At 73.2% G+C, this 23,513-nt stretch carries 26 protein-coding genes; 10 read left to right on the forward strand and 16 right to left on the reverse strand.

The window, feature by feature from the left end; translation table 11 throughout:
- Positions 1 to 3: 3 nt before the first annotated feature.
- The 7 genes from ACFFIA_RS08585 to ACFFIA_RS08615 are packed head-to-tail and all read right to left on the reverse strand — an operon-like array spanning position 4 to position 5,653.
- Positions 4 to 345, reverse strand: coding sequence for an alpha/beta fold hydrolase (locus tag ACFFIA_RS08585; protein WP_377248151.1), 342 nt, complete (start codon positions 343 to 345; stop codon positions 4 to 6).
- Positions 326 to 991 carry an SRPBCC family protein gene (locus tag ACFFIA_RS08590; RefSeq protein ID WP_377248154.1) on the reverse strand — a complete coding sequence of 222 codons (666 nt, stop codon included), beginning with the start codon at positions 989 to 991 and terminating at the stop codon, positions 326 to 328. Before ACFFIA_RS08590 ends, ACFFIA_RS08585 begins: the two co-directional genes overlap by 20 nt.
- The gene (locus tag ACFFIA_RS08595; RefSeq protein ID WP_377248157.1) at positions 984 to 1,223 is read right to left on the reverse strand and encodes a 4Fe-4S dicluster domain-containing protein; all 240 of its coding nucleotides are present in this window, start codon (positions 1,221 to 1,223) and stop codon (positions 984 to 986) included. The genes ACFFIA_RS08590 and ACFFIA_RS08595 overlap by 8 nt, the downstream gene beginning before the upstream one ends.
- 2 nt (positions 1,224 to 1,225) lie before the next feature.
- The gene (locus tag ACFFIA_RS08600) at positions 1,226 to 3,037 is read right to left on the reverse strand and encodes an FAD-dependent oxidoreductase (protein ID WP_377248160.1); all 1,812 of its coding nucleotides are present in this window, start codon (positions 3,035 to 3,037) and stop codon (positions 1,226 to 1,228) included.
- Between the two features lie 17 nt (positions 3,038 to 3,054).
- Complete coding sequence (locus ACFFIA_RS08605) at positions 3,055 to 3,753, reverse strand: maleylpyruvate isomerase family mycothiol-dependent enzyme (RefSeq protein ID WP_377248163.1); 699 nt, start codon at positions 3,751 to 3,753, stop codon at positions 3,055 to 3,057.
- The gene (locus tag ACFFIA_RS08610) at positions 3,750 to 4,583 is read right to left on the reverse strand and encodes a fumarylacetoacetate hydrolase family protein (protein ID WP_377248166.1); all 834 of its coding nucleotides are present in this window, start codon (positions 4,581 to 4,583) and stop codon (positions 3,750 to 3,752) included. Before ACFFIA_RS08610 ends, ACFFIA_RS08605 begins: the two co-directional genes overlap by 4 nt.
- The gene (locus ACFFIA_RS08615) at positions 4,583 to 5,653 is read right to left on the reverse strand and encodes a cupin domain-containing protein (protein WP_377248169.1); all 1,071 of its coding nucleotides are present in this window, start codon (positions 5,651 to 5,653) and stop codon (positions 4,583 to 4,585) included. The genes ACFFIA_RS08610 and ACFFIA_RS08615 overlap by 1 nt, the downstream gene beginning before the upstream one ends.
- A 57-nt stretch (positions 5,654 to 5,710) precedes the next feature.
- Between ACFFIA_RS08615 and ACFFIA_RS08620 the strand changes: the two genes are divergently transcribed.
- From ACFFIA_RS08620 to ACFFIA_RS08655, 8 genes are all read left to right on the forward strand, one after another.
- The gene (locus ACFFIA_RS08620; RefSeq protein WP_377248172.1) at positions 5,711 to 6,472 is read left to right on the forward strand and encodes an IclR family transcriptional regulator; all 762 of its coding nucleotides are present in this window, start codon (positions 5,711 to 5,713) and stop codon (positions 6,470 to 6,472) included.
- Between the two features lie 144 nt (positions 6,473 to 6,616).
- Positions 6,617 to 7,510, forward strand: a complete 894-nt coding sequence (locus ACFFIA_RS08625) for an SDR family NAD(P)-dependent oxidoreductase (RefSeq protein ID WP_377248175.1) — start codon at positions 6,617 to 6,619, stop codon at positions 7,508 to 7,510.
- Positions 7,511 to 7,616: 106 nt separating this feature from the next.
- Entirely contained in the window at positions 7,617 to 8,825 is a 1,209-nt protein-coding gene (locus ACFFIA_RS08630; RefSeq protein ID WP_377248178.1) for an ABC transporter substrate-binding protein, read from the forward strand.
- Between the two features lie 3 nt (positions 8,826 to 8,828).
- Entirely contained in the window at positions 8,829 to 9,518 is a 690-nt protein-coding gene (locus ACFFIA_RS08635; RefSeq protein ID WP_377248181.1) for an ABC transporter ATP-binding protein, read from the forward strand.
- Entirely contained in the window at positions 9,515 to 10,426 is a 912-nt protein-coding gene (locus ACFFIA_RS08640; RefSeq protein WP_377248185.1) for a branched-chain amino acid ABC transporter permease, read from the forward strand. Before ACFFIA_RS08635 ends, ACFFIA_RS08640 begins: the two co-directional genes overlap by 4 nt.
- The gene (locus ACFFIA_RS08645) at positions 10,419 to 12,275 is read left to right on the forward strand and encodes a branched-chain amino acid ABC transporter ATP-binding protein/permease (protein WP_377248188.1); all 1,857 of its coding nucleotides are present in this window, start codon (positions 10,419 to 10,421) and stop codon (positions 12,273 to 12,275) included. Before ACFFIA_RS08640 ends, ACFFIA_RS08645 begins: the two co-directional genes overlap by 8 nt.
- Positions 12,272 to 13,024 carry an SDR family NAD(P)-dependent oxidoreductase gene (locus ACFFIA_RS08650; protein ID WP_377248191.1) on the forward strand — a complete coding sequence of 251 codons (753 nt, stop codon included), beginning with the start codon at positions 12,272 to 12,274 and terminating at the stop codon, positions 13,022 to 13,024. Before ACFFIA_RS08645 ends, ACFFIA_RS08650 begins: the two co-directional genes overlap by 4 nt.
- A 52-nt stretch (positions 13,025 to 13,076) precedes the next feature.
- Complete coding sequence (locus tag ACFFIA_RS08655; RefSeq protein WP_377248194.1) at positions 13,077 to 13,535, forward strand: nuclear transport factor 2 family protein; 459 nt, start codon at positions 13,077 to 13,079, stop codon at positions 13,533 to 13,535.
- 61 nt (positions 13,536 to 13,596) lie between these two features.
- On the opposite strand, the gene ACFFIA_RS08660 is transcribed toward ACFFIA_RS08655, so the two are convergent.
- Entirely contained in the window at positions 13,597 to 14,274 is a 678-nt protein-coding gene (locus tag ACFFIA_RS08660; RefSeq protein WP_377248196.1) for an aggregation-promoting factor C-terminal-like domain-containing protein, read from the reverse strand.
- A gap of 114 nt (positions 14,275 to 14,388) precedes the next feature.
- Positions 14,389 to 15,390: a TolB family protein gene (locus ACFFIA_RS08665; protein WP_377248199.1), complete on the reverse strand. Its 1,002-nt coding sequence runs from the start codon at positions 15,388 to 15,390 to the stop codon at positions 14,389 to 14,391.
- 71 nt (positions 15,391 to 15,461) lie between these two features.
- On the opposite strand from ACFFIA_RS08665, the gene ACFFIA_RS08670 reads away from it, so the two are divergent.
- Positions 15,462 to 15,893 carry an RpiB/LacA/LacB family sugar-phosphate isomerase gene (locus ACFFIA_RS08670; protein WP_377248202.1) on the forward strand — a complete coding sequence of 144 codons (432 nt, stop codon included), beginning with the start codon at positions 15,462 to 15,464 and terminating at the stop codon, positions 15,891 to 15,893.
- A 9-nt stretch (positions 15,894 to 15,902) separates the two neighbouring features.
- On the opposite strand, the gene ACFFIA_RS08675 is transcribed toward ACFFIA_RS08670, so the two are convergent.
- Positions 15,903 to 16,457: a GNAT family N-acetyltransferase gene (locus tag ACFFIA_RS08675; protein ID WP_377248205.1), complete on the reverse strand. Its 555-nt coding sequence runs from the start codon at positions 16,455 to 16,457 to the stop codon at positions 15,903 to 15,905.
- Between the two features lie 375 nt (positions 16,458 to 16,832).
- On the opposite strand from ACFFIA_RS08675, the gene ACFFIA_RS08680 reads away from it, so the two are divergent.
- Complete coding sequence (locus ACFFIA_RS08680; RefSeq protein WP_377248208.1) at positions 16,833 to 17,105, forward strand: hypothetical protein; 273 nt, start codon at positions 16,833 to 16,835, stop codon at positions 17,103 to 17,105.
- A 141-nt stretch (positions 17,106 to 17,246) separates the two neighbouring features.
- On the opposite strand, the gene ACFFIA_RS08685 is transcribed toward ACFFIA_RS08680, so the two are convergent.
- From ACFFIA_RS08685 to ACFFIA_RS08710, 6 genes are all read right to left on the reverse strand, one after another.
- Entirely contained in the window at positions 17,247 to 18,497 is a 1,251-nt protein-coding gene (locus ACFFIA_RS08685) for a hypothetical protein (RefSeq protein WP_377248210.1), read from the reverse strand.
- 7 nt (positions 18,498 to 18,504) lie between these two features.
- On the reverse strand, positions 18,505 to 19,335 hold the full coding sequence (locus tag ACFFIA_RS08690; RefSeq protein WP_377248213.1) for a hypothetical protein: 831 nt from the start codon (positions 19,333 to 19,335) through the stop codon (positions 18,505 to 18,507).
- A 608-nt stretch (positions 19,336 to 19,943) separates the two neighbouring features.
- A complete protein-coding gene (locus tag ACFFIA_RS08695; RefSeq protein ID WP_377248215.1) occupies positions 19,944 to 20,411 on the reverse strand; it encodes a DUF6194 family protein in 468 nt (155 codons plus the stop codon).
- A 35-nt stretch (positions 20,412 to 20,446) separates the two neighbouring features.
- Complete coding sequence (locus ACFFIA_RS08700; RefSeq protein WP_377248218.1) at positions 20,447 to 20,719, reverse strand: hypothetical protein; 273 nt, start codon at positions 20,717 to 20,719, stop codon at positions 20,447 to 20,449.
- A gap of 166 nt (positions 20,720 to 20,885) precedes the next feature.
- Positions 20,886 to 21,779 carry an ROK family protein gene (locus ACFFIA_RS08705; protein ID WP_377248221.1) on the reverse strand — a complete coding sequence of 298 codons (894 nt, stop codon included), beginning with the start codon at positions 21,777 to 21,779 and terminating at the stop codon, positions 20,886 to 20,888.
- The gene (locus ACFFIA_RS08710; protein WP_377248224.1) at positions 21,776 to 23,512 is read right to left on the reverse strand and encodes a DUF4832 domain-containing protein; all 1,737 of its coding nucleotides are present in this window, start codon (positions 23,510 to 23,512) and stop codon (positions 21,776 to 21,778) included. Before ACFFIA_RS08710 ends, ACFFIA_RS08705 begins: the two co-directional genes overlap by 4 nt.
- Position 23,513: the final 1 nt, after the last annotated feature.

A 23,513-nucleotide genomic window follows, 5' to 3' on the forward strand; every position in this document is an offset into this window, starting at 1 on the left:
GCGTCAGCCCACGATGGTCAGGAACCGCTCGATCGTCGCGTGTACCTGGTCCGGCACCTCGATCTGCACGAAGTGACCGGAGCCGACGGTCTGCGCCACGAAGACGTTGTCGCGGCCCCGCGCGAACTCCGTCGGGTCGGTCATCCCGCCGCCCTTGATGTGCACGCAGAGCACCGGCTGGGCGCAGTCGAGCAGGCGCCGCTCCTCCGGCCAGACCCGCACGGAGACCAGCGCGGGCACGGCGACCTCGGCCGGCGTGCGCATCATCTCCGCGACGTGCTGGTCGGCCCAGCGCGCGTCGTCGTACGGCCCGAACAGGCGCCCGTCACGGTGTGCCGACCGCATCGCGCCCTCCCTCCAGCGCGGCGCGGACGTCGCGCAGGAAGTCCTGCGCCGCCGGCTCGATCATCGGCGCCATCAGCAGCTCGATCATCGGTGCCATCGGGCCGCCGGGGGCCACCTCCAGGTGGAAGACGAGCCGCGAGCCGCCGCCGGTACCGGCCTCGACGGCTCCCGCCCCGGCCGCAGGCGCGGGCGCGGCAGCGTCCGGCGTGGCCTTCGCGCGGCGGTTGAGCCGGCGCAGCAGGAAGCGGGCGACCGCGAACCGCAGCCGGCGCAGCGGCCCGTCCCGGCGCGGGGCGGCCGGCGCCGGTGGCGGGGCGGCCTCGGACGTCGGCCCGGCCTCGGACGCCGCTCCGTCCATTGCGTACAGGTCGAAGGTGCCCCGGCCGCTCAACCGCTCGGTGATCCCGGTGATGGTGAACTCCGCCCGCCGCAGCGGCTCCCAGACCGTGATGTCGGCCTGGATGTCGACCTCGCGGGTGAGGATGCCGACGTCGCCGCGGAGGGTCCAGACCGACCGCCGCTCGTCGACGAGTTCGAGCTTCTGGAAGCCGATGACGAACGGCGCCCAGTTGGGGATCTTCTCGACGTACTCCCAGACCTTCTCGACCGGTACGGCAAGCTCGATCGTGTAGTCCGCCTCAATCATCGCGGCGCTCCCGGATCTCGATCGTGACGGGCTGCTGGAGCAGGCTCCACGGGAAGGCGATCTCGATGGCGCCGGCGGGGCACTCGACCCGGCACACGTCGCAGTGGCTGCACTCGTCCGGATAGCGGACCATCTCGCCGACGCCTCGGTCGATGTGGAGGATGTCGCCGGGGCAGACGTCCTGGCACTTGCCGCAGAGCGTGCAGACGTCGGGGTCGATCCTGGGCGGCACGGCTAGGCTCCCTTCCCGGCCGGCGTGGAGACTCGCACCACGCGCGTGGGTACGGCCGACGCGGCGAGGCCACCGGCGTCGGAGTCGGGGCGTCCGGTGCTGCCGGCCGCCTCGCGCAGCCGTTGCTCGCGCCACTCCGGCGTGGGCACGGTGCGCTCCAGTACGACGCGGTCGCCGTCGTGGGACGCGAGCACGGCCACGCCGGTCCAGGTCTCGTCGTCCGGATCGGGCCGGTCGGTGCGGTGGTGCCCCATGAGGAAGCTGAACCGCGTCTCGTCCCGCTCCAGTGCGGCCGCCGCCATCATCTCGTCGAACAGCCGCAGGTCGAACGCCTCGTGCGCGCGCATCAGCTCGTGCCCGCCCGCGGCGCCGACACCAACTTCGGCATCGGCGTACGACGAGAGGTACGCCGATGCCTGGCGCAGCCCGATCTCGTTGCGGTCCATGCCGACGTACTTCGTCATGAGGTCCTGGAGCTCCCGCTCGAACTCGCGCCAGCCGGTGCCGCCGCGGCGGTCGAGCGGCGCCAGCGTCCGCGACCGCTCGCGGGCGACCGCGTCCCGGTCCAGCACCGGCGCCGCCGCCTCGCGGGCGAAGCGGGCCGCGCTGTCGCCGGTGACCCAGCCGGAGGTGAGCGAGCCGGCGAGCGCGTACGCGGGGGTCGACAGGTCGCCAGCGGCGAAGAGCCCCGGGGTCGCGGTCTGCCCCGTCCCGTCGACGACCACGCCCTTTGGCGAGCCGGTGGCCGACCAGGCGCCGTTGAAGAGCTCGAACTCGACCGGATGGCGGGCCAGGTCGATGCCGGACTGTTCGAGGAACTCCCGGAACAGCGGCGCGTCGTACGAGATGTAGGTGGTGATGTCGGCCAACGCGGCCGGCGACAGGTGCGTGCAGTCGATGTAGATGGGGCCGCGCCCGGCCCGTGCCTCGCCCGCCGCCTTGGCCACGATGCCGTGCCCGAACTGGCGGCCCTCCACGTCGGGGAGGCCGGCGATGAGGTCGCCGTTGCCGTTCACCAGCCGGCCGCCGGCCTCCAGCAGGTTGCCCATCGCGCCGGTGGCGAAGCCGCGCGGGAAGAGGAAGGTGCCGAGGAACTCGATGTTCGCCGCGGCGGCCCCGGCCCGTGCGGCCAGCGCGAAGCCGGTCGCCCCGTGGTACGGCCGGTGGTACGTGTTGAACGGGTCGCGGCGCGGCGAGTTGAAGATGACCCGCTCGGCGTTGCCGGTCGCGATGACGACCGCGCCGGCCCGGAACGTGACGAACTCGCACGAGCGCACGTCGAAGCCGGTGGCCCCGACCGCGCGCCCTTCCCCGTCCCGCTGCACGGAGGTGATGTGGACGCCGCCGACGACGCGGACGCCGGGCGTGCCCTCCGCGCGCTCGGTCAGCCGCGGCTTGATGTCCTCGCCGTCGAACTTGAGGACGATCGGCCCCGGTGTCCACATGCGACTGACCCGGTCGTAGCCGCCCTCGGCGTTGCGCAGCGGGACGCCCGACTCCTCCAGGAACGCCACCACGTCGGGGAGCGGGTCGATCGCCACCGGCCAGGCGACCGACATGTCGACCAGGCCGAGCGCGATGTCGCAGTACCACCGGGCGAACGCGGCCGGCGTGTCCCACTCCTCGCCGAGGTCGAGGTAGGTGGTGAGGAAGGCGAGGCCGCGGCCGGCGTCGCCGGAGCGCCGCACCGAGCGGACCTTGTCGACAAGTACGACCGACGCGCCCGCCTCCGCCGCCCTGGTGGCCGCCACGCAGCCGGCGATGCCCCCGCCGACCACCAGGACGTCCGCCTCGATCACGTCCAGACTCGCCACCTTCGCTCCTCTCGCTCCTACAGCCACGGCGGCACCGCCGGGGCGCCGTCCAGCGGCGCGCGCCCGGTGAGCCAGCCGAGCAGGTCGGCGGCGGGCGCCCGCAGCGTCGCGACGCCGTCGTCCACTCCGATCCGCCAGGTCCGGTCTCGGTCCATAGGCGCCAGCACCACCGCGGGCGCGCCGCCACGCGCGGTGAAGGTCGCTGTCACCTCGTCGAGCAGCGCGTCGACCAGGTCCGGTGGCAGGTCGCCGAGGGCCACGCCGGCCCGCAGGTCGACCGCGTGGATCCACAGCTCGCGTACCCGCATCCAGGGCACGACGCTCGCCGCCACCGTGCGGCCCTGGGCGGTGCGCACGGGTGCTTCCCAGGCCGCGCCGGGCAACGCGGCCAGGGCCGCGTCCAGCCGGTCACCGGCCGCGTCGAGGTCTTTGGCGAGGATGCCGGCGGGACGGCCGGCGCCCTCCTCGATGTCGGCGGTGCGCTGCTCCGGGCTGGCGTACATCGGCCGCTCCTCGCCGGTACGCGCCCAGGTGAGCAGGTTGACGAGGGCGTCGGCGTTGCGGGCCAGGTGCGTGACCACGTGCCCGCGCGTCCAGCCGGGCAGCGCGCTGGGCTCACGGGCCGCCGCGTCGTCCAGGCCGGCGACGGCCGCGCGGACCGCCGCCGTGCCGGTCCGCAGCCACGGCAGCGCTGTCTCGTGGCCGGGGGCGCTCACAGCTTCTCCGCGCGGCACACGTTGCGGCACTCGCCGACGCCCTCGACCCGGGTCACCAGCACGTCGCCGTCGGCGAGGTAGCGCGGCGGCTTGCGGGCGTGCCCGACACCGCCGGGGGTACCGGTGGCGATGACGTCGCCGGGGCGCAGCGTGACGATCCGGGACAGGTACGCCACCAGCGTCACCGGGTCGAAGACCAGCTCGGCCGTGCTGTCGCGCTGCACGACCTCGTCGTTGACCGAGCAGGTGATCTCCAGCCCGGCGCCGGCCGGCACCTCGTCCGCGGTCACCAGCTCCGGCCCGAGCGGCGTGGTCGCCTCGAACGTCTTGCCGGCGAGCCACTGCGTGGTCCGGTACTGCCAGTCGCGGGCGGTCACGTCGTTGAGCACGGTGTAGCCGGCGATGGCGGCGTGGGCGGCGTCCGGGGAGGCGTGCCGCACGGCCGTGCCGATCACGACCGCCAGCTCCGCCTCCCAGTCGACCTGGGCGCTGGCCCGCGGCAGGGTCACCTCGTCGCGGGCGCCGACCAGGGCGGACGGAAACTTCACGAAGAGCGTGGGATGCTCGGGCAGCTCGCGCCCCATCTCCAGGATGTGCCGCCGGTAGTTGAGCCCGACACAGATGATCTTCTCCGGCCGGGGTACGAGCGGCGCGTGGTCGAGCGTGCCGGGCGCGTGCCGCCGGCCCTCCGCCGCGGCGGCGCGCGTGGCCCAGTCGGGGAGCGCGAGCAGCGCTCCGACGTCGGGCGGGCCGATCTCGACGGCCTCGCCGCCGGGCTCGACGCGGACGGCGGCGGTGCCTTCGGTGGTACGGATCGTGGCGAGTCGCATCAGCGTGCCACCACCGCGTGGCGGGCCAGCCGGAGCGCCTCGTACGCCGGCGCGTCGCTGAACCGGAACAGGTCGACCGGTCCGTCCGCGCGCAGCGTCAGCGGGCACCAGGACGGTACGACGAAGAGGTCCCCGACACCGAGCGAAACCTCGCGCTGGTCGAGCGTGACGGTGGCGGAGCCGGTGAAGACCTGCCACACCGACGAGCCCACCTCGCGGCGTGTGGCCGTGACCGTGTCTCCGGCGAGCCTGTGCATCTCCAACCGGAGGGTTGGCAACGCGTCCCGACCGGTCGTTGGGTTGGTGAAGCGTACGGCCGCGTGGCCCGGTTCGACCGTCGCGGCGTGCCCCTCCGCCTCCAGCTCCAGCTGGGCGGCGAGCGCGGCGTCGGTGTGCCGCCACCGGTACGCCGGTAGGGGTGAGTGCGGCAGGTCGGCCAGCCCGGAGAGCGGTCGCAGCCCGGGATGCCCCCACAGCCGCTCCCCCCGCGAGGACTCCGGTGTCGAGTCGTCGGTCAGCTCGTCCGGCCCGAACTCGAAGAAGCCGGCGTCGAGCTGGGCGACGAGCGGGATGTCCAGCCCGTCCAGCCAGACCATCGGCTCGGCGGCGGTGTTCTGGTGCTCGTGCCACGCCCAGCCGGGGGTGAGCAGCAGGTCGCCTCGGCGCATCGCGACCGGGTCGCCGTCGACGACCGTCCACACGCCCTCGCCGTCCAGCACGAAGCGGAAGGCGCCCTGCGCGTGCCGGTGCGCCGGCGCGACCTCCTTCGGGCCGAGGTACTGGACCGCGGCCCAGAGCGTGGGTGTGGCGTACGGCTCGCCGCCGAGGCCGGGGTTGGCCAGGGCGATTGCCCGCCGCTCGCCGCCGCGGCCGACCGGCACGAGCCGCCCGGCCCGCTCGGCGAGCGGGAAGAGGTCCTTCCAGGCCCACGCGTGCGGCGCGGCGGCGGGGGCCGGCTCCTGCGGCATCAGCCCGGCTCGCACTGTCCACAGTGGCATGAGCCCGGCCGAGGCGAAGTCGTCGTAGAGCTTCGCGAGCTCCGCGGATTCCTGGGCGTCGACTGCCGTCATGCGGCCAGCGTATGCAGCTTCTTTACCATGGAACGCTGGGCCGGCCATAATTCTCTGGTGCAGAATGAGGTTCCATACCGCATCGAGTCGGTCGACAACGCGCTCCGGCTGATCCTGCTGCTGCGCGACCGGTCCCGGGTCGGTGTGGCGGAGGCGGCCCGCGAGCTTGGCGTGGCGCCGTCGACCGCACACCGGCTGTTGCAGATGTTGCGGTTCCACGGCTTCGCCGTGCAGGACCCCACACGCGCCTACCGGCCCGGTCCGGTCTTCGCCGACCTCGGCCTCGCCGGCCGGCCCGGCCGCGACCTGCGCTCGGTCGTGCGCCCGCACCTGGAGGCGCTCTGCGCCGAGCTTCAGGAGACCGTGCACCTGGTCGTGCTCCAGGGCACGGCGGCCCGGTTCGTCGACGGCGCCGAGGCGACGCACGGGCTGCGGGTCGGCTCGCGGGCCGGCATGTCGCTGCCGGCGCACTCCACCTCCGGCGGCAAGGTGCTGCTGGCCCAGCTCTCCCCGGCCGAGCTGACCGCGCTCTACCCTCGGGGCCTGCCCGCGACGTACGGTCCGGCGGTCGCCGACCTCGCGGCGCTGCGCCGGCAGCTCACCGCGGCCCGGCGGCTGGGCTACGCGGTCAACCGGGAGGAGAGCGAGCGGGGCATCATCGGCGTGGGCGTCTGCCTGCGCGACAGCGCGGGGCGGGTGCGCGGGGCGCTGGCGGTCGGCATGCCCACCGCGCGCTGCCCCAACTCCCGCGTGCCCTCGGTCGCCCGGGCGCTGCACGCCGCCGCCGACGCGGTCCGGGCGGGCCTTGACGAGACCTGACGCGCTGCCGACGGCCACGAGGCGACCCCCAACCGGGCAGCCGGCGGCGGTGCCGGCGTGGCGAGGACGTTACCAACGAAGCGCTTGTTTGTCGACGCCCCGAGCCGCAGGATGAAGATCCATCCGCCGGCGAAGGGATGCGCGATGAACACCGATCTGACCGGCCGCACGGTGGTCGTGGCCGGTGCCGGTGGCGGCGGCATCGGCACGGCGGTCGCGGCCGCCGTGGGGGCGGCCGGCGCCCACGTGGTCGCCGTCGACCGCGACCCGGAGCGGCTGGCCCCCGCTGTCGAGCGGCTACGCGCGGCCGGCGCGTCCGTGGCCCCGGTGGTCGCCGACGTACTGGACGCCGCCGACCGGGCCGCTGTGGTGGCCGCCGCGCGGGAGGCGCCCGCTCCCCTGTACGGGCTGGTCACCGTGGCCGGCGGGATCGCGGCGCCGTACTGGGGACCGACCCTCGACGTCGACCCCGGGCGTTGGCGCGAGGTGGTCGCGCTCAACCTCGACTACGTGGCCTTCCTCGGTGCCGAGCTGGCCCGGCTGATCGTCGACGGCGGCGGCCCCGGTGCGGTGGTCGCGGTCTCCTCGGTCAGCGGGATCGGCGCGGCGCCGTTCCACGCGCCGTACGGCGCCGCCAAGGCCGGGCTGATCAGCCTCGTCCGCACGCTCGCGCTGGAGTGGTCCGAGCACGGCATCCGGGTCAACGCGGTGGCGCCCGGCACGATCGCCACACCGACCTCGGGGGCCGCCGCCGACCCCGGGCGCGACCGGGCCGCGGTGCCGCTGGGCCGGCGCGGGCGACCGGAGGAGGTGGCCGGGGCGGTGCTCTTCCTCCTCTCCGACCTGGCCGCCTACGTGACCGGGCAGTGCCTCGCCGTGGACGGCGGCATGAGCGTCAAAGGTGCCCATCTGGCCGATGACAACACGCCCGTCTTCGTGACCGACCCGGCGATGCGGGCGGCGATGCGCGGCGGCGCCGACCGCCCGGAGCCCTCGGGGAGCGAAGCGAGCGCGACCGCCGCAGAACCACCGGCGTAACCGAGCCTTGACACGCCGAAACCACACATCCATACTCCCAAACCAAGCGCTTGCTTGCTTCGCCCGGCTGGCGGGCAGACCTGAATAGCCCAGGAGCGTGGTATCCATGGTGCGAGGTATCCGGCTGACAGCGGCCGTGACCATTGGCGCGCTGTGCGCCACCTTGACCGCGTGTGGCGGCGACGACGGGGGCAGCGGATCGAGCGACCCCTTCCGGATCGGCGCGGTGGCCCCGCTGTCCGGCCCGTACGCCGCGATCGGCACCGGTGTCAAGGAAGGACTCGAGCTCGGCGCCGAGGAGGTGAACGCCAACGGCGGCATCCTGGGCCGGCAGGTCGAGGTGCAGACGCTGGACAGCGCCGGCGACCCGGCCCGCGGCCTGGCCGCCGCGCAGCAGCTCGTCGAGCGCGACAAGGTCGACTTCGTCTACCCCGACGCCTTTCCCAACGTGGTGCTGGCCATCCTGCAGTACACCAGCGCGCGCAACGTCCTGACCGTCACCGCGGGCGCGACCCCGGCCATCACCGAGATCGACAAGTACCCCTTCAGCTTCTCGATCGGCGCCCCGTTCAACGCGTACGACGAGCAGATGGCCGCCCAGTTCAAGGCCATCAACGCCACCGACATCGGGCTGCTGGTCACCGACGACACCTCCGGCACCGCGTTCACCGCGGTCTGGGAGAAGGACTTCCCCGCCGCCGGACTCAACATCAAGGCGGTCGAGCGGTACAGCCCGACGGCCACCGACGTGACCGCGACGCTGCAACGGCTGCGCGGCGCCGGCATCCAGGCGATCGCGTTCTACGGCGCCGGGACGCAGACCTCGGCGGTCATGCAGGGCATCGAGGCGCTCGGCTGGGACGTGCCGGTCGTGGCGCAGACCGCCTCGGTCACCGGCGACCTGGCGACGCTGATCCCGGCCGCCGTCCAGGACCAGTTCCGGGCGGTCGCCCTGCGCATCCTCGGCCGGAGCACGCCGGACGCGGTCGACGCGACGTTCCAGCCGTTCACCGGCAAGCTCAAGTCCGCCGGGCCGATCGTCAGCCTGGTCGGCTCGGCCGTCAGCCGCGACATCGTGCTGCTGCTCAAGTGGGCGTACGAGAAGGCGGGCAGCACCGACTCCGCGGCGGTACGCACCGCACTGGAGAGTACCGGCGCCTCCCCGCCCGACCTGGACCTGCTGGCGAGCCCGGTGCCCGCGTTCAGCGCCACCGTGCACAACATGAGCGCGACCCGGTTCCCGCCGGAGCTGCTGACCGTCATCAAGCCGAGCAAGCCCCTGGACGGGACGTACGAGATCCTCGCCGGGAGCTGACCGATGACCGCCGAGGCGACGCTGACGGTCGAGGATCTCAAGGCGTGGTACGGCCAGGCGCGGGCCCTCTTCGGCGTCGACCTGACCGTGCGGCCGGGCCAGATCGTCGGGGTACTGGGGCACAACGGTGCCGGCAAGACCACCTTGCTGCGCTCCATCGCCGGCGTGCACCGCTCCCGCTCGGGGACGGTCCGCCTCGGCGAAACCGACCTGCGGGCGAAGTCCGCCGACGCGATCGCCCGGGCCGGGCTCAGCCTGGTCCGGGAGGGCGCCCGCGTCTTCGACTCGATGACCGTCACGCAGAATCTGGCCCTCGGCCGACAGTTGGCCCGCCGCCGGGGCACCGAGCCGCCCGCCCTGGAGACGGTCCTCGACGTGTTCCCCGCGCTGCGTGACCGGCTCGGCGTCAAGGGGGCACTGCTCAGCGGCGGCCAGCGCCAGATGCTCTCGCTGGCGCGGGCGCTGCTGTCCCGCCCCTCCGTGCTGCTGCTGGACGAGCCGTCCGCCGGCCTCGCGCCGGTCGTGGCCAAGGAGGTCTTCGACGCGGTGCGCACGCTCGCCGGCGACGGCGTCGCCCTGCTGTTGACCGAACAGAACCCGCACTGGTTGCGCGGCCTCGCCGACACCGTCTACCTGCTGGAGAGCGGGAAGGTCGCGCGCAGCGGGGTCATGGAGGAGGTGGTCGGCGGATGAACCAGAACCTGCTGCTGTTGCTCACCGGCATCACCGCCGGGTTGGGCCTCGGCGCGATCTACACCGTGGTCGCGCTCGGCTACAACCTCGTGCTCGCCGCGTCGGGCATCTTCAACTTCTCGCTCGGGGCGGTCGTGATGGGCGGGACGATCGCCGCCTATTACCTCACCGTCCACCTCGCCTGGCCGGTCTGGCTGGCCGTACCGGTCGTGCTCGCCCTCGGGTACGCCGCCGGTGTGCTCTCGTACTACATCGTGGTCCGCACGGTGGCCCGGGCCCGCGACGTCAACATCTCCGCGGTCGTCACCTCGCTCGGCCTGGGCCTGGCCGCGGTCGCCGCGGCCGGCGTGCTCTTCGGGGTCAACAACCGCAGCGTGCCGTCGTACATCTCGACCCGCCCCATCATCGTCGGCGACGTGCCGATCCGCCCCATCTACGTGGTGATGGTGGCCTTCGCGCTGGTCGTCGCCGTCGCCATCGACCTCGTACTGCGTCGCACCGGCGTGGGCCAGGCCGTACGGGCGACGCTGGAGGACCGCGAGGGCGCCGCGTTGCAGGGCGTACCGACGCAGAACATCGTGCGGAACACGTTCGCGCTCGCCGGGATGCTGGCCGGGATGGCCGGCTACCTCATCGCACCGATCACCGGCGCGGAGCCGACGGTCGGCACGACCCAGGCGCTGTACGGCTTCGCCGCGGTGGCCATCGGCGGCTTCGGCAGCTTCGGCGGCGCGGTCACCGGCGGGCTGATCGTCGGGCTCACCACCGGCATCGTGCCGGCCTTCCTCGCGCCCGCGTACGTCACCCCGCTGGTCATCGCCATCATGTTCCTGGTCCTGCTGATCCGGCCGCAAGGGCTGCAAGGCGCCGCGGGACTCTTCGGCGCGAAGGCGCAACGCGATGTCTGAACGCATCGCGACCGCGCGCCGCCTCGCCCGCCACCGCCCGCTGCTCGTACCGGCGGTCGTCTTCGCCGTCCTGCTCCTGCTGCCGCTCGTGGTCCAGGAGTCGTACGCGCTCGGCCGCTACCAGCTCATCCTCATCTACGGCCTGCTCGCGCTGGGCATGCACTTCCAGCTCGGCTTCGGCGGCCAGTTCGCGCTCGGGCAGGGCGTGGCGATGGGCGTCGCGGCGTACGCCTCGGGCCTGCTCGTCCTGCACGCCGGCATCCCCACCGAGCTGTCACTGCTGGCCGCCATCGCCGCCGCCGTCGTCACCAACGTGCTGCTGAGCCTGCCCAGCCTGCGCCTCAACGGCTGGTACCTGGCGCTGGCGACCATCTTCCTCGCCGCCGCATTCCCGGACATCGTGCGCATCGGGCCGGAGTGGCTGGGCGAGGACATCGGCTTCGGCGGCATCGCGCCGCTGAGCCTGCTCGGCCGCGACCTCGGCCCGATCGGCGTCTACCTGCTCGTCGTCGTGCTGCTGGCGCTGGCCTGGTTCCTGGTCCGCAACCTCATGCGCTCCGGCTGGGGGACGCTGCTCGGCGGCCTGCGCGAGTCGCCGCCGGCGACCCTCTCCACCGGCGTGCGCCTCGGCCCGCTCCAGCTCCTGGTGTACGTGGTCTCGGCGATCCCCCTCGGCCTCGCCGGCGGCCTGACCGCGCAGATCAACCAGTACGTGAGCGCGCAGTCGTACGGCCTGTCGCTGACCAACCTGGCGCTGGCCAGCGTCCTGCTCGGCGGCACCGGCACGCTGTGGGGCCCGCTCGTGGGCACCGTGATCCTCCAGGGCATCAGCTTCTTCATCGACCCGTTCAGCCCGCTCAACGGCGTCTTCCTCGGCGTGGCGCTGATCGTCACGCGGATCGCCCTGCCCCAGGGCATCGTCGGCTCCGCCGCCGAGATCACCGCGCGCCTGCGCCGCCGCCGCGATCCGGAGCCCACGACGCTCGCGCGGGCCGAGCGACCACCGGACCTGCCGGCCATCCTGCGCGAGCGGTCCGAGCCCACCACGCCGGTACCGCCGCTGGTCGTCGCCGGCATCACCAAGAGCTTCGGCGGAAACTCGGTGCTGCGCGGGGTCGACCTGCGCGTGGAGCCCGGCCGGCTGGTCGCGCTCATCGGCAGCAACGGCTCCGGCAAGACCACGCTCATCAACGTGGTCACCGGCTTCGTCCGCCCCGACGGCGGCAGCGCGACGGTCGCCGGGCGGGACGTCACCGGCCAGTCCACGCCACACGTGGCCGAGGCAGGGCTGCGCCGTACGTTCCAGGTGCCCCGCCTCATTCCACAAGCGACGGTACGGGAGAACGTGGAGCTGGGCGTACTGGCGACCCGCCGGGCCGGCCTCGCCGCCACCGTGCTGCGCACGCCCCGACACCGCCGGATCGAGGCCGAGCGGGCGGCCGACGCGACCGACGTGTGCCGCTGGCTCGGGCTCCCCGACGAGGTCATCGACCGCTCCGCGGCAGAGCTGTCCCTCGGCCTCAAGCGGGTCGTGGAGATCGGTCGCGCGGTGATCGCCCGCCCCGCCCTGGTCTGCCTGGACGAGCCGGCCGCCGGCCTCAACGAGGCGGAGATCGAACGGCTCGCCGCCGCCCTCCGCCAGCTCGTGGCGGCCGGCATCGCGGTGCTGCTCATCGAGCACAACGTGCGCTTCGTCCTCGCCGTCAGCGACGACCTCCACCTGCTCAAGGACGGCCGGATCGCCGCCAGCGTCGACCTCACCGCCGACCGCACCGCCCCGCTTCCCAAGGATCTCGCCGACTACCTGGCCTGGGACGACGTCTCCTCCACACCGGCGGCGCCGCGGTGACCACTCCCCTGCCCGACCTGCTCGACCTCCGCGGCGCGCACGCGCTGGTGACCGGCGCGGCGCGCGGGATCGGCCGCGCGGTCGTCGCCCGGCTGCTGGAGGCCGGCGCGCGGGTCACGGCAGTGGACCTGGCGCAATGCCCCGCCGATCTCGCCGGCGCCGCGCTCACCTGGCACCGCGCCGACGTGCGGGACGCGGCGGCCGCCGCCCGGATCGTGGACTCGGCCGGCGGGCTCTCGGTGCTGGTCAACAACGCCGGCGTGTACCCCCTGGCGGCCTGGGACGACGTCGACGACGACGCCTGGGCGGCCGCGCTCGACGTCAACCTCACCAGCGCCGCCCGGTACTCCCGGCTGGCCGGCGACCGGATGCGCCGGAGCGGCACGGCCGGCGCGATCGTCAACGTCTCGTCGGTCGCCGCCGTCCGCCCGGTGCCGATGCTCGTGCCGTACGGCGTCGCGAAGGCGGCCGTGCGGCAGCTGACCCGGGCGCTGGCGGTCGAGTACGCGCCGGCCGGCATCCGGGTCAACACGGTGACCCCGGGCGGGGTACGGACCGAGGGCGCGGCCGTCGCGCGGGAGCAGGCGCGGGCGCGGCCCGACGCCGGCTTCCGGACCGGCGCGCCGCCGCTGGGCGGGCCCGGTACGCCGGACGACGCCGCCCGGGCGGTCCTCTACTTCGCATCGCCGATGAGCCGGTACGTGACCGGCGCCGAACTGGTCGTCGACGGCGGCTCGCTGCTGAGCTGACCGCGTGGATTTCGCCGCTGACCTGACAGCCGTGGATGAGGAGGCACCGGAGATGACGGACGAGGCCCTGGACGAGCGCGTGGCGCGGCTGCTGGACGAGCGCGACATCCTCGCGACGCTCAACGGCTACGCCCACGCGATGGACTACCACGACGAGGCGACCTGGGTCGACGCCTTCACCGAGGACGCGGTCTTCGACGTGGTCGACTCGGTCTCCGGCGTACGCGTGCACCGCGAGGAGGGGCGCGAGGAGCTGGCCCGCTACATCGCCAACTACCCGAGCCCGCCGCCGTACCGCAAGCACGTCATGGTCAACCCCGTGGTGACCGTGGACGGGCGCACGGCGACGGTCCGGGCGTACTGGATCCTGCTCGAACGCATGGCCGGCAAGGGCCTGCCCGAGCTGGTCGCGTTCGGCGCCTACCGCGACCGGCTGGTCAAGCAGGACGACGGCAAGTGGCGCATCGTCGAACGCTTCGGCGACGTGGAGGCCAACGCCCGCGTGCCCTGAGCCTCCCTGCCATAGACAGCTCCCGATATTGTTCAACCCGCCCGCCACCGTGGGTGGCCGCTCAGTACGAGCCGGTGTCCTCCGAGCGGGCCCACGCGGCGCAGGGGTCGCCGTACCGGCCCTTGATGTAGCCGAGGCCCCACTTGATCTGCGTCACCGGGTTGGTCTGCCAGTCGGCGCCCGCCGAGACCATCTTCCCGCCCGGGTATGCCTGCGGGATGCCGTACGCACCGGAGGACGGGTTGCGGGCCTTGTGGTTCCAGCCGCTCTCCTTCGTCCACAGCTTGTCCAGGCAGGGCATCTGGTCGAGTCCGAACCCGCTGCTCAGCAGCAGCGCGCAACCGGTCTTGCGGTTGCCGCTGTAGACGTTGCAGGAGGCCGGGATCGGCCCGGCGAACGGCGGCGGCTCCGCCTTGGCCAGCTCGTCCGCGCGCTTCTTGCGGTTGGCCGCGTCGGTCGCCTTCTGGGCCCGCTGGGCCTCCGTCCGCGCCACGGCGGCCGCCTTCTCCGCCGCGATCCGCTCGGCCTCGCGGTGGCGTGCGGTCGCCGCCGTGTACTCCCGGTGACGCCGCTTGAGGTAGGCGGCCTCCTCCTGGCCGGCGTCGGCGGTCAGCTGCGCGGTAATCTCCCGCCGCCGGTCCTCCCGGTCCTGGCCCAGCTGGTAGCCGCCGCCCACGCCCGCCACGAGCAGCGCGAAGGCCAACGCCCGGATGCCGAACCGGCGCCACAGCCGACCCATGAAGTGGTCCTCCGTCCGGTATGCGGGTACACCGCCGAGGATCCTGTCACAGTCCCCCCGCCCGCGCCTGCCCTCCCCGCGCCACCAGCGAGTACGCCGGTGCTTGGCCAGTCGTCAGCTCAGCGTGACCACCTTCAGGTCGTCACGGTTGCCGTGTTCGATCGCCACCACGCGCTTGCCGTCGGGCGCCACGCTGAGTGCGCCGAAGAGGCCGCCGGCGAGCTTCTGGACCGCGCCGCCTTCCGGGCGGATCAGCCACAGTCCTGAGTCGCCGGAGCGGGCAACGCTCACCACGACCGCGGAGTCGTCGCCGGAGACCGTCGTGGCACGTACGTCGGTGAAGCCGGAGGCGAGCGTCCGTACCCCCTGGTCGGCGACGGTCATCGCGCAGAGCCAGGAGGCGGAGAGGCGCCTGTCGTCGGTGTCGGAGACCCCCGCGGCGGCTCCGGAGGCAAAGAAGTAGAGCCGCTGTCCGGTCGAGTCGACGGCCGGCCACCCCGCGTCGCCCATCGTGGTGCAGTCGAGCTGCCTCCCGAGCCTGAAGTAGGCGTCAGCCCACCAGTGCCTCCCGTCGACGCTCAGCTCGCTCTGGAAGCGGCCCACTCCGCCACCGTTTGCCGGCGCGAGCGACCAGCAGGCGTTGACCTCGTTGCTTCGCGAGACGAATCCTTGGTTGGTCCTCGGATCCCAGGCCACGTGGCTCAGCTTCTCCGGGAAGCGCGCCAGCGAGGCGGTCACCTCGCCGTCGACGACCGTGACCAGTTCGGTGCCGGGCTCCTTGCCGGAGCCGCAGTCGCGAGCCGCGACCATCGTGCCGTCGGCGCCGCGGCTGAAGAACTGGTAGGTCGGCTCGGCACAGGCTTCGCTCGCGAGAGACAGCGGCTCGGGCCGACCACCTGGTCGCTGCCGCCACAGCTCGTCCGGGGCGTCATACAGATCTTCTATGAAGTAGATCCATCCGTCGTTCGACCACGCGACACTCGAAATGGCACGCGGGCTGATCGCTTCAAGAGCGCGGGGGGCCACCGCGCCGCAGCCGGCCACCGCCAGCGTGACGGCACAGAGACAGACCGCCCTCAGCCAACGCGAGCGCCGGACGCCGGCGGTCTTCAGCACGCCGCGCACTCTACCGGCGGAGCGGGGTGGTGGCCGGAGGCCCGGCTCATCACCGGTCGTATGCTGACGGCGTGCGTATCGCGTTCGGGGCCGACGACGACAACGAGACCACCAGGGCGGTGGTCGACTACCTGTCCGGGCTCGGCGAGGTGGTCCGGGTCGGCGCCGACGAGCCGTGGCCGAGGATCGGCGCCGCGGTGGGCCGCGCGGTGACCTCCGGCGCCGCCGAGTTCGGTGTGGTGATGTGCTGGACCGGCACCGGCACCGCCATCGCGGCCAACAAGGTGCCGGGCGTGCGGGCGGCGCTGGCCTGGGAGCCGTGGATCGCCACCGGCGCTCGACTGTGGAACGACGCCAACGTGCTCGCGCTGAGCCTCAAGCGCCTCGCCCCGGATGTCGCCGTCGAGGTGGCCCGCGCCTTCTTCGAAGCACCTGCCCCCGACCCCGACGAGGCCGACAACATCGCCCTGCTGTCCAGATTGGACGTAGACGAGGCGCCCTGACGCCCGTCGCTACTTCAGCTCCCCTTCGAGCAGACCCATCGTGTACTTGTCGAGCCAGCGGCCGTCGCGGCGAAAGACCTCCCGCAGCCGCCCCTCCTCGACGAACCCCACCTTCCGGTAGACGCTCAGCGCCGCCTCGTTCTCCACCACGACGGTGAGCGTCACCTTGTGCAGGCGCATCGCCTCGAAGCCGTACCGGCACGCCGCGCGCACCGCGTCGGTGGCCAGGCCCCTGCCCCAGTACTCCTTCTCGCCCAGGTAGATGTCGAGGTCGGCGCAACCGATCTCGGGCGCCGCGCCGGAGAGGCGGACCAGCCCGACCAGGCGCCGGCCACCGCCCGCTCCCCCGGCTCCGGGGTCAGCCGGCGCCTCGATGCCGAAGAGCACGTCGTCGTATCCGTTACGCGGCCGCTCCTGGAGCCACGCGCGTACCCTCGCGAGCGGCTGCGCGTATCCCGCGTCCATCCACCGCATCACCTCGGGGTCGTGGTTCCACCGCCACAGCGCCTCCGCGTCTTCCGGCTCCATCGCCCGCAGCCGCACCCGCTCACCGGTGACGAACACGCCACTCCCCCGTCCCGTCCCGCGTCTTAGCCGCGCGGCGACAGCCCGAATCTAGAGGATCCGTCGATCCCACAAGACAGATTTTTGGGCTACCGCGACGTCCGCCGCGGTCGAGACCGCCGCTCCCGCAGCCCCACCCTCCGCGCCCCCACAACCCCACCCCTGCCCCCTAATCCGATGACCATGGGATGCGCAACGACATTTCGGGCGAAACCTGCGGCAGACACCATGATCACCGCCGCAGAACCCATGGTCATCCGGCTAGGACCTGGGGGCGCCTGGCGGGCTCGGTGGTGGTGAGCTTTTCCGGGGCGAGGGGGTGACAGGTCGTAAGACCGCTGCGGGCACGCGCCGACAGGTCTACGGTGGTGGGCGATGGCGCCCGAGGATTCGACATGTATGGACTGCGGCGGTCTGGTCACCGCCGAGCGGGTCAGCGCGCACCCCAGCGGCATCACCATCGAATACGGCGAGTGCCTGGCCTGCGGGTCGAGGCTGCGCCGGATACTGGCCTCGGGCATCGACGCGCCGGCGGAGCCGCCCGGGCCGTGGATGGCCATCGCCGCGCCGCGGGCCGCACCCCGCAGGCGGCACCGCAGCCTGACCCGACCCCCGCGAGGCGTCGGCACACGCCGCCCCGGCCGCTAGCCGGGTCGCCCTTCGGAGTCGCTGGCTCGCGGCTGACCAGTGCCCCGCGGGCATCGCCCCGCGCGGGCGAGGTCGGTGGCGCGGGAGACGACCGCGGGCGGCTCAGATGACCCGCCCGCGGTGTCCACTGTGGGCATCTGGTCAGGGGCCGGTCCAGAGGCGGGCGGAGGCGACGCGGGCCAGCCGCTCGAGGATCGCGTCGCTGGCTCCGGTGTACCCGTCGATGCTCAGGCTGAGCGTGTCGCGTCCGCGCCGGGCCAGCAGGAACCCGCTGCTCAGCACGGTCGCCTCGTCGCCGATCCCGGCCACCTGCCGGCTGGTCACGCCGTCGACCGAGGCGAAGTTCTCGATCTGGCGCCGGTGGTCGTCACGGGCCGCCCGCTCGTCCGGATGGCGAGTGGAGTGCATCTCGATCCAGACGTCGTCGCGCCCGGTCCAGATGCACGCGCCGTCCACCGGCGTGCTCTTCTCGACGGCGGGGCCGAGCGGCTCGGCCAGGTCGGCATCGGTCAGCGCCTCACACAGGTAGCTCCCACCACTCGGCGGCGGCGCAGCGCGTTCCGGGTCGAAGATCCGGTCCTTGACCCACCGGCGCTCGTCGGTGAGCCACTCGTACCGCGCCGCCCCGGATGGCTGCTCGTGGAGGTGGTGCATGGTGACGGTGAGCTCGTGCGTGGCCGGCCTGCCGTTGACGGTCAACCGGACGGTGATCGTGAGGACCACCACGTCGGCGTCGCTCGTGTTCGCCCGGCTCCGGGTCACGTAGAAGGGGAGGCGGACGTGCTCACCGGCGGCGACGTTCATGATCTTGTCGCGGAGGGCGTCCGGTGGCGTGTCGTACTCCACCGGGAAGACCTCGGCGCCTCGCTCAAGGGTCACGACGGGCGCCTGGGTGAAGTAGTCCTCGCCGTGCACGGCGATGTCTTCGGAGAAGGCGTCGTCGCCGGGGAGCGGTATCCAGCGATTGCGCCAGTCGGAGGTGTCGCACTGGACGATCGTCTTCGCGGTCGGCGGGCGGCGTCCGGTCACCGCGACGGCCACGTCGTCGACCCTGATCTGGAGCAGCCGGTTGGCGGTCAACCGGAGATCGACCCGGCCGGTGTTGATCGCCGCCGGTCCCTGCTCGGCCGCCCATCCCAGCAGCGCCTCGCAGCTGTCTGGCGTGGGAAGCCGCTCGGGCGACGTGATCGCCTGCTCCAGTACGGCCGTGCGGACGGGCAGCAGCGGGGCGGCGACGGCGTAGTCGGCCGGCGGCGAGGCGGTCGGGGCCGGCGCGGTTTCGGTCGCGGCGGGCGGCTCGGCCCCGTTGGCGACGACCACGGCACCGGTCACCGCCGCGGGCGTCACCAGGATGAGGACGACGAGCCAGCGCGGCAGCCTCCGGGCGCTCATGCCGGCCTCACCCTCGGACGGACCGGCAGTCGGCGCCGCACATGTCCCGGACCGGGACCTGGCGCAGCGCCCGCGTGGAGTACTCGTAGGCGCTCGCGTACCGGGCGCTGGCGGCCGTCACCCGAAACTGGTCGGGGGCGCCGATCGGCGTGTCATGGGTCTCGCCGTCGCTGACGTGCCGCATCACGGCCGACCAGACCACGTCGTGTGCCCTGGTGTGCCCAGCCATGCGCAGCCGCATCTGCTCGCCCGGCTTCAGCGTCATGCCGTACCGGTCGAGGTAGTGCGTGGTGCTCGGCTCGTCGCCGGACGTGGTGCGCGCCTCCAGGTCGGCGGTGTCGAGCGCGAACCCGATCGGCACCGGCGGGTCCTCCCCGCCGCCTCCGCCCGGCGCCACGCGGAGGATGGCCCCGGCCAGGGGATCCCGCCGTGGCGTCTCGACGATCGCCCGGATGCTCGTGATCGTCAGCGACCGCGAGCCGACGTTCTCCACGGTGACCACGACAACTCCGGCGCGTAATGCCACCGCATCGGCCGCGCGGATCTCCTCCGGGTCGCCTTCTCCGAGCGGCGGCGACGAATTCGCGAATGCCCACAACGAACCCTCGATCGGATCGAAGCCGCCGTCGTCGTCGACGGTGACCTTCACCGCGGACTCGCCGTTCGATTCGCCGACCCCGCCGGCTGCCGCGTTGTAGATGATCGGCAGCCCGAAAGCGACAATCGCGGCCAGGACTCCACTCGCCGCGAGATATCCGATCACCGCCCGGAGCCGCCCGCGCCCGGACGTGCTCGCCGCCTCGGTGCCGCTGGCCTGCGCAGATGCCGGCGGCGCCACGCGACCCTTCCTGGTCTGTCGACGGCGTCCCACGAGATGCGGCCTCCGGACGAAAGGTGGCGCGGTGAATGACGGCCAAGCCTATGGCCCGCTTCGTTCGCCACATGTCGGCTTCGGGACAGCCGTCGACACATTCGCTGTTTGGCCGGGTAACCATCGGCCAAACGTGGACCGATCCGCCTCTTTTCGATCGCGGCCGCCATTCAATGCGACGAGGCCGCCCTGCTAGCCGGGCTTCTCGCGGAAATCGCGCGCCATTTCAGCGCGCGGTCACCTGCGATTGTCGCCGGGGCGGTCGCGGTGGCGGGCGGCGCTGGTGCCACGCCGGCCGAGGCCGTGACTCACCGGGCACGGCTCGCGGTGGCGACCCCGGTTGGGCGGTCCGAGCCGAAAGGGAAACGCCGGTCCGGGCTTCCCCTCGCCCTCCGCGTCCGCCGGCATGTCATCTCGATCGCCCATCCGTACCCCCCTCGGCCCGCCTCCATCGTGGACCGGAATCGAGCCGGCCGGTCGCACAGGCGGTGCGTCCCGGACCGCGGGAGATATGCGGTGACGAGCCAGTCAGCGGCGCGGAAAAGGACACCGTCCGATGTGGTGCCCGGGCCGGTTCAGGTCCGCTCCCGCCGGGCACGGTGGTTGGCGTACTTGCGGGCGGCGAAGCCGTGCGCCTCGGTCAGCAGGGTAAGCACCGCCGGCAGGGTCGCCTCGCCGGGGTTGACCACGCAGACCCAGTACTGGGCGGCGTAGTGCGGATGCGGCAGGAGCGTGTCCTCCGCCGCGTAGTCGTACCCGGACTCCAGGACGCCGGCGGCATCCCGGACGGTCGGTGGGTCACCGAGGAGCGCGGTGTACGTCGCCTTGGTCACCCCGATGTTGAGCCGGTAGGCGCCGGGCCGGTCGAGTTTGGACACGCTGTCGTAGTGGTCGCCGGTCACGATCGTGGCGAACGGCATCTGCCGCTCCGGCGGGAGGTCGCCGTCCGGGTCGTAGAGGAAGAACGTGTCCCCGTTCGCCTCCGCCTCCCGGACCCCCGCGAACTCCGCCCTGATCTGCCGCCTCATCTCCTCTGCTCGCATCCTTCAAGTGTTCCATTCAACTCCTGATTGAGGCTTTACGAGACAGGCACGCGCTGGTGGCCGCCCAGCCCGCAACTGCCCAGTCGATAGATCCGGTATCCGGCGACCTCCTCGACCCGGGCCGGCTGGCCGCGTGCGGCGAGCCGCTCGGCGAGGGCCCGATCGATCGGGGAGCCGACCGGCAGCGCGTACGCCGGTTCGGGGTGGGCCGCGACGATGTCCCGGTATCGGCGGTAGCGGTCCAGCCGGGGCGCAGGTCGGGTTCGAGCGTGCCCATGTAGTGCTGGCCGTAGAAGTACACGAGCCACCGGACAGCATGACGACCACGCCCGCACCACTCCTCTGTGGAGAAACTGGGCGCGCCGCCACCTACCTAGAGCACGCTGGTGCCGGGAAGGTTGAAGCCGCGGCGGGATCTTTGTCTTTCCGCGATCCTCCGTCCGCAGTGGACGCAGTGCTTGGTCCTAGGCGGCGCTACGGTCCGAGCGCCAGGGCGAGCAGCCCGGCGCCGAGGCAGCCGGCCTCGTCGCCGAGCGCCGCGCCCACGATCCGCGGCTCACGCTGAAACGTCAGCCGCTCCCGCAGCGCCGCCCGCAGCGGCCCGAGCAGCGCCTCCCCCGCGCGGGAGAGCCCGCCGCCGAGCACCACGACCTGCGGGTCGAGCAGCGCCTGGACGGTGAGCAGGCCGTCGGCGAGCGCCTCCACCGCGTCCCGCCACACGGCCGCCGCGGCGGGGTCGCCGGCCGCGGCGCGGGCCACCACCTCGGGCGCCGGCCGGCCCGCGCGCCGGGCGATCGCGGCGGCGGACGCGACCGCCTCGAGGCAGCCCCGCGCACCGCAGCCGCAGCGCGGGCCGCCCGGGCGCACGACCACGTGCCCCAGTTCGCCCGCCGCGCCGGCGCCGGCCAGCACCGCCCCGCCCGCCACGTAGGCGGCGGCGATGCCCGTGCCGACCGGCACGAACAGCACGTGGTCCGCGTCCCGCCCGGCGCCGAGGCGGGCCTCGGCCAGAGCGCCACCACGCACGTCGTGGCCGAGCGCCGCGGGCACCTCCAGGCGATCGGCGACAAGATCACGCAGGGGTACGGAGGCGAGTGGCACATTGGCCGCCTTCACCGCGACTCCCAGTTCCTCGTCGACGACGCCCGGCACCACCACGCCGGCGGCCCGCGCCGTCCAGCCGCCCGCCCGCGCCCGGCCGGCGAGCGTTCCGGCGAAGTCCAGGATGGACGCGACCACGGCGGGCTGGCCGCGCCCGGCCCCGGTGGCGCGGCGGGCGCGGTGCCGCACCACACCACCGGGGCCGACGAGCGCGCCCTTGATGTCCGTACCGCCGACGTCGAGCGCGACGACGACGCCGTCGGTCACCTGACGGTCACCGTGTGCAGCAGGTCGTTGTAGCCGGTGGCGGGCTGCCAGACGCCGGTGTTGGCCAGGCGGAGGGCGTACTCGGGGCGGCTGGCCAGGCCGGATCGGGGGTCGGGGAGGTTGAGCAGCAGCCGGTACGAGCCGGCGGGTACGCCTGAGAGCGAGACGCTCTGGCTGACCGTGGTCGTGGTGCCGGCGGCCCAGCGGCGCGGGTCGGCACTGAGCGGTCGCTTGTAGACGGTACCGGTGGCGGTGTTGCGCAGCACCAACTCCAGCCCACGCGGGTTGAACGGCGCCGCCCAGCCCACGTTCCGCACGCCGAACTGGACCGCCAGACTGCCGCTCGCCGAGGCGGGGTACGTGCCCTGGGTGAGCTGGAAGCGGTGGCCGAGGTTGCGGCGCACGTCCGCCATGCAGCCGCCGCTGCTCCATCCGTTGAGGACCTCGGCACGGTAGTCGATGTTGAGGTAGTTCCAGTGGAACTGGCCCAGCTCGGCGAGCGCGGTCGGGCACTGCGAGCGGGGCGGGTTGGGCTGGCAGGTCTCCCCGCCCATCGGCAGCCACTGCGTCTCCGCCGCCAGGTAGGGGTACTCCACCGCCGTGTTCTCGTACGTGCCGAGGTCGTCCGGGCTGGCCAGGAAGCAGTCGTTGTGGTGGCCGAGGCGGGCGACCGCGCTGCCGTTGTACGCCTGCCCGGAGCCGAGCGCGCTCGTGCCGTACATCGTGCGCTTGAACTTGGGCGTGCGGAGCTGGACCATCCGGTTGGTCGGCAGCACGCTCAGCAGCTTGTCCACCACCGCCTTGCGGTTGGCCCAGTCGGTCGCGCTGACCGTGCCCTGGTTGCCGAAGTTCTGCGTGTAGTACCACTCGCCCCACGCGCCGACGAAGCCAGCCTGCACCACGTGGATGACGTCGCTGTTGGCGTTGAGGTACGGCGCGAGCTGGTCCAGGTGCTGCACGACCCGGCTGAGCGGGGCGTCGTCGCCCGCGGTGGAGGTGGTGTACGCGAACCGCAGGATCATCTTGAGTCCGGCCGCGCGCACGGTGTCCGCCTGCTGCTGGAACTGGGCGAGGGCGGCCGCGCTGATCGGGGCGTTCCGGAACGCGGCGAGGTAGAACACGCACATGACCAGCGTGATCTGCTGGCTGGTGCGGTAGCTCTGGAGCGTGGCGAGGCTGAAGTCGTTGGTGTCGCAGTCGCCGGTGTGGTGGTAGAGGCCACGCTCGGGGTTGGCGAAGTCGGTGGCGTCGGCCTGGTAGGTGACCGTGCCGCCGCCCTCGCCCGATCCGCTGTAGACGTGCGTGTACCTCGCCGAGGTGTCCAATGGAGACTCGGTCTGGAAGACGAGGTCGGCGTCGTTCGGCGTGGCGGTCTCGCCGAGGTCGGCGCGGTTGACCGTCCACGTGGCGGTGCCGCCACCGCCGGTGTGGGTGACCGCGGTGACGGCGTTCCACGCCCAGCCACCGCCGCCGTGCCGGTAGAGCGTACCGTTCTCCAGCAGGTAGTCGGCGCCCACGCCGGCGGTGGCGAAGCCGGTGGCCGGGTTGCGGTCGGTGTCCACGTAGACCCGAAGCCAGGCCGGTCCGCCGGTGTACTGGTAGCGGTAGGTGACCGTGGTGGCGGTGTTGGTCGCGGACTGGCCGGTGATGGCGGCGTGCGCGGGCGGTGCGCCGAGCGCCACCGTGCACAGCAGGACCGCGAGGACGGCGGCGGTCACGCGTTTCGGGGACATC

This window comes from Phytohabitans kaempferiae (genome assembly GCF_042433955.1).
Lineage (GTDB): Bacteria > Actinomycetota > Actinomycetes > Mycobacteriales > Micromonosporaceae > Phytohabitans > Phytohabitans kaempferiae.